Here is a 4,808-nt window from a genome sequence, read left to right as displayed (position 1 = left end):
GGATCGAACAGCGGGCTCATGTCGCGCTTCAGCTTGTCGTCGCCGGCGGCGCGCGCGGCGGCCTCGGGCATCAGCTGCATCAGCCCGACGGCGCCGGCAGGCGACACCGCGGCCGGATTGAAGCGGCTCTCCTGGCGCACGATCGCGTAAACCAGGGCCTTGTCGAGCGTGAAGCCCGAGCGGGGCTCGAGGGACGGCGCCGGATAGTCGGTCATCGCCAGGTTGCGGCGGACGTCGGCGGCGGCCGCGTCGCGCGCGCCGCTGATCGGCGCGTTGAGCGCGGCGATCAGATCACCCCAGCTCTGGCGTTCCACATCGGTCTTGGCGAGGGTCAGGCCGGCGCGAAGTTCAAGCCCGGCCTCGGCGGGGCGGCCGATCTGGGTGAGCGCCGCGGCGCGGTGAGCGCGCGGGTCGCTGGCGATGAACCGGTTCAGCTCGACATTGGGCCCGTTGAACGCGGCCAACACCAGTTCGCCCTCAGGCGCTGCGCGGGCGGCCCGGGCGTCCATCGCCGCGGACTGCAGCTTGGCCTGCCGTTCGGCGATCATGCCGTAGAAGGTGTCGGGGTACTGCGCGGCCTGGCGCAGATGGCTGGTGCTCATCGCCAGGTCGCCCAGCGAGGCGGCGGCGCGGGCGGCCCAGTACGACGCGCCGGAGCGCAACCAGGCGTCCTGGCTCTCGTCGCGCGACACCTGCTCGAAATAGCCCTGCGCCAGGGGATAGTTCTTCAGCCGGTAGGCGGCGAGGCCGGCGATCCAGGGTTCGCCCGCCGCAGGGGCGAGGACCAGCGCCCGCTTGATGTCGCCCGAATAGAAGGCCTCGCGCGCCGCGCGACCGCGTTCGTTCGGGCCGCGACCGGCGGCGAAGTTCGGCGACGTGCGCACCGCCCAATCGGCGTCGGCCAACAGCGGTTGCGTCGGCGAAGCGGCGTCAGCGGGCTTGCGCTTGGCGGCCAGGGCGAACACGCGCCCGGCCAGGGGTAGGTCGGCGTAGCGGGCGAGCCAGCCGGCCAGCTCGTCGAAGCTGGCCCGGTGGGCGCTCGGATGCATCAATCGCTGGAAGGACAGCACGCCCAGCAGGGATTTGTCCTTCACATCGGAGAGCTGCATCTCGGAATCGATGAAATCCCCGCTGTCGGCCGCCTGGAAGGCCGCCGCATAGCTGCGCACATCCGCAGCCGAGAGGGCTTGCGGACCGGCGGCCAGCGTCGATGTAGCGAATCCTGCGGTGCAGATCATGGCCAGGACCGCGATCTGCATGCGCTTGTTTAGCGTCATGCCGTCTTCCACCCGACCGCGTTTTTACGCGTGCCGCGTGGCCCTTTTCCCAATGACGAGTCCCGTTTAGGCGGGGCGATCGGGGCGATCAAGCCTTTCGACCAGAGTCAAAAGGTCGCCCCAGGCGCGTTTCTTGGCCGCGGGTTGGCGCAGCAGGAACGCCGGATGCAGGGTCGGCAAGGCCGGGATCTCCAACTCGCCGTCCTCGGACTTCCACTCTAACCATCTGCCCCGCAACGATAAAATCCCCTCGTCGCGCTTCAGCATGAACTTGGCGGCCGCGCCCCCCAGCAACAGCAGCATGCGCGGGGCGACGAGCTGGATCGCGCGTTCGACAAAAGGCGCGCAGATCAATTGTTCGGCAGGCGTGGGGGTCCGATTGCCCGGTGGACGCCAGAACACCGTGTTGGTGATGAACACCCGATCGGCGATGGCGGCGCCGGCGAGCATCTTGTCGAGCAGCTTGCCCGCGCGGCCGACGAACGGCTCGCCCTGGGCGTCCTCGTCGGCTCCGGGGCCCTCGCCGATGACCATCAGCGGTGCGTCGGCGCGCCCACGCGAGAACACCGAATGGCTGGCGGCGCCTTCGAACTTCAGCCCGCAACCGTCGAAGGCGGCGATCGCAACCGCCAGCGCCTCGATGTCCTGGGCGGCGGCGGCGGCGCGACGCGCCTCGGCCAAAGGGGCGGCGATGTCGACCGTGGCGGCGACTGCGCCCGAGGCCGGGCGGCGAGGCGCCGCAATCGGCGTCGGCGCCGGGGGAGGCGCGATTCGCCCCTCAGCGACACGATCCACCGGCTCGTCAAGCAGCATGGCGTCCACGCCAGCCTCGGCCCAGAACGCCAGTAAGCTCTCGGCGACGCGGTCGTGGGCGGCGGCGGAGCTCATGGCGGGCGGATCGTTCCTGGCGTTTGTGCGGCGGTTCGGCCCTATAATGCGCCGCCCTGGGTGCGGACTTCAAACCCGGATCGCCGGTACGGCTCAGTAACGGCGGACCCGTCGCGAGGCTTTCGGGCTTGACCACCTTCCGAGAAGCTTCGGATAAGTCGCACGATCGATCAGATGGCGCACCGTTCGGGGAATCTGAGCGCCGGCGAAGGAGTTGAGGCGAACATGAGCGAAGCTTCGGACACGCAGGCCGTCGAACGCGAAGCGATGGAGTACGACGTGGTCATCGTCGGCGGAGGCCCCGCGGGCCTCTCGGCCGCGATCCGTCTGAAGAAGCTCGCCGCAGAGCAAGGCGCCGAGGTTTCAGTGGCCCTGGTCGAGAAGGGCTCGGAGATCGGCGCGCACATCCTGTCCGGCGCGGTGATCGACCCCAAGGCGCTGAACGAGCTGTTTCCTGACTGGAAGGCCATGGGCGCGCCGCTGGAGACGCCGGTCAAGCGCGACAAGTTCGTCTACCTCGGGCCCCAGGGCGAGCTGGACATCACCTGGCTGCCGATGCCGAAGTTCATGCTCAACCACGGCAACTACATCGCCTCGCTGGGCAACCTGTGCCGCTGGCTCGCCCAGCAGGCCGAGGCGCTGGGCGTCGAGATTTATCCCGGCATGGCCGCCTCGGAGCTGGTCTTCGCCGAGGATGGCTCGGTGAAGGGCGTCGTCGCCGGCGTGTTCGGCATCGGCAAGGACGGCGAACCCACCGGCGACTATCAGCCGGGCGTCGAACTGCTGGGCAAGTACACCTTCATCGCTGAGGGCGTGCGCGGTTCGCTGGCCAAGCAGCTGCAGGCCAAGTTTGGATTGAACGAAGATCGCGAGCCGCAGAAATTCGGCATCGGCATCAAAGAGCTTTGGCAGGTTCCGGATGAGAATTTCGAGCCGGGCTATGTGCAGCACACCCTGGGCTGGCCGCTGGACGACAAGACCGGCGGCGGTAGCTTCATGTACCATTTCGGCGACAACTACGTGGCCATCGGCTTCGTGGTGCACCTGAATTACAAGAACCCATGGATCTCGCCGTTCGACGAGTTCCAACGCTTCAAACAGCACGCTTCCATCCGACCCTATCTCGAGGGCGGCAAGCGCATCGCCTACGGCGCGCGCGCGATCACTGAGGGCGGTCTCCAGTCAGTGCCGAAGCTCTATTTCCCCGGCGGCGCGCTGATCGGCTGCTCAGCGGGCTTCGTCAACGTCCCGCGCATCAAGGGCAGCCACAACGCCATGAAGACCGGCATGATGGCCGCCGAGACCGCCTTCGCGGCGATCCAGGCCGGCCGCGCCGGCGATGAACTGGTCGAGTACGAGGCGGCCTACCAGGCGTCCTGGGTGCGCAAGGAACTGCACGTGGTGCGCAACGCCAAGCCGCTGCTGGCGCGTTACGGCACCGTGCTGGGCGGGATGGTGCTGGGCGGCATCGACATGACCATCACCAATCTGCTGAAGGGCTTCTCGCTGTTCGGCACCCTGAAGCATGGCAAGAACGACGCGGAGTCGACCGGGCTCGCCAAGGACTACAAGCCGATCGTCTATCCAAAGCCCGACAACGAGATCAGCTTCGACAAGCTGTCGTCGGTGTTCCTGTCGGCCACCAACCACGACGAGAACCAGCCCGCGCACCTTCGCCTTCGTGACGCCACGGTGCCGATCAACGTGAACCTGCCGCGCTTCGGCGAGCCGGCCAGGCTGTACTGTCCGGCGGGGGTCTACGAGGTGTTGTACGACGAAGCGGGGGCCAATCCGCGCTTCCAGATCAACTTCCAGAACTGCGTCCACTGCAAGACGTGCGATATCAAGGACCCGTCTCAGAACGTCGTGTGGACCACTCCGCAGGGCGGCGACGGCCCGAACTACCCGAATATGTGATCGCCGCGGCGCTTGGCTGCCGCTGTCGAAAGTCCAAAGGCTGTCCTGCATGCGTCGCCCGCTTCTGACCCTCCTCGCGCCGCTGGCGCTGCTGTGCGCTTGCGCCAGCCCACCGCACGACGCGGGCGTGGCGGGTCTCGAAGCCGGCGTCAGCGATCACTCGCCGTATGGCCTGTTCCTGGCCGGCGAAGGCGCGCTGAACGACGGGCGGACCGATGAAGCCGCGCGCTATTTCGATCGCGCCCGCGGGAGTCTGGGCGAGCAGCCGGCGCTGGCCGAACGGGCCTTCGTCGCCACTCTGCTGTCGGGCGACGTGACGCGGGCGGTGTCCATGGCGCCGACGAGCGAAGAAACCACCGAGCAGATGACGCGGCTCTCGCGGCTGGTGCGTGCGGCCGAAGCGATCGCCCAGGGCAAGGGCAAGGAGGCCCAGGCGATCCTATCGACGCCGATCGGCTTCCCCCACGCCGCGGGCGCGGCGCTGCTGTCGCCTTGGGCCGCGGCGATGGCTGGCGATGTCGACGGCTCGCTCGTGCGTCCCGAGGCCGGCGACGACAAGCTGGTCGGCTACTTCGGACAACTGGGGCAGGCCGAGCTCTATGAGCGCGCCAAGCGTTATGACGAGGCGGAGACCGATTTCAAGGCGCTGACCGCCAGCGATACGCCCGCCGACATGATGGTCCTGGCCTATGGCGAGTTCCTGGAGCGTCGGGGTCGGCGCGCCGA

Annotated in this window: 3 protein-coding genes and 1 pseudogene; 2 read left to right on the top strand and 2 right to left on the bottom strand. The window is 68.1% G+C overall.

The window, feature by feature from the left end; genetic code table 11:
* Both Q8M88_RS12805 and Q8M88_RS12800 read right to left on the bottom strand, forming a co-directional pair.
* Positions 1–1,277, bottom strand: a 1,277-nt coding sequence (locus Q8M88_RS12805; RefSeq protein WP_305597545.1) for a lytic transglycosylase domain-containing protein, incomplete at its 3' end; no start/stop codon positions are given.
* A 66-nt stretch (positions 1,278–1,343) separates the two neighbouring features.
* The gene (locus tag Q8M88_RS12800; RefSeq protein ID WP_305597544.1) at positions 1,344–2,165 is read right to left on the bottom strand and encodes a uracil-DNA glycosylase; all 822 of its coding nucleotides are present in this window, start codon (positions 2,163–2,165) and stop codon (positions 1,344–1,346) included.
* 225 nt (positions 2,166–2,390) lie between these two features.
* Between Q8M88_RS12800 and Q8M88_RS12795 the strand changes: the two genes are divergently transcribed.
* Positions 2,391–4,082, top strand: a complete 1,692-nt coding sequence (locus Q8M88_RS12795) for an electron transfer flavoprotein-ubiquinone oxidoreductase (RefSeq protein ID WP_305597543.1) — start codon at positions 2,391–2,393, stop codon at positions 4,080–4,082.
* 49 nt (positions 4,083–4,131) lie between these two features.
* Positions 4,132–4,808: pseudogene (locus Q8M88_RS12790) on the top strand (hypothetical protein); the annotation flags it as partial.

Origin of the sequence: Phenylobacterium sp. (assembly GCF_030693805.1) — a bacterium.
Classification (GTDB): domain Bacteria; phylum Pseudomonadota; class Alphaproteobacteria; order Caulobacterales; family Caulobacteraceae; genus Phenylobacterium.
Note: the sequence above shows the minus strand (reverse complement) of the source record. Positions and strands in the feature narration are given on the sequence as shown.